Genomic DNA, 261 nt, shown 5'->3' with positions numbered 1-261 from the left:
CTTCGGGCTCGACGACCTCAACATCGAGGCGGATGGGGATCTGGCGCGGCTGGTCGGCTGGAAGGGCGCGCGCTTCCATATCGGCCTGCTCAACAATCTCGGCGGCCGGCCCAATGATGTGGCGGGCACGCTGCAAGGCGTCGACAATATCGAAGTCGCTTCGCCCAAGCTGCGCCTGTTCGAGATCTGGGTGGAGCAGAAGCTGTGCAGTGCGACTACGCTGCGGGCCGGCCTCTACGATCTCAACAGCGAATTCTATGC

1 protein-coding gene is annotated in these 261 nt (G+C 63.2%); it reads left to right on the top strand.

Translation table 11 applies throughout. From position 1 onward, the window contains the following. Positions 1–261 (top strand): carbohydrate porin (locus tag NLU14_RS22265; RefSeq protein ID WP_275710708.1); only part of this gene is annotated, 261 nt, incomplete at both ends.

Source organism: Marinobacter iranensis (assembly GCF_029207565.1).
Classification (GTDB): Bacteria; Pseudomonadota; Gammaproteobacteria; order Pseudomonadales; family Oleiphilaceae; genus Marinobacter; species Marinobacter iranensis.
This window is presented reverse-complemented; position numbering and strand designations above follow the sequence as displayed.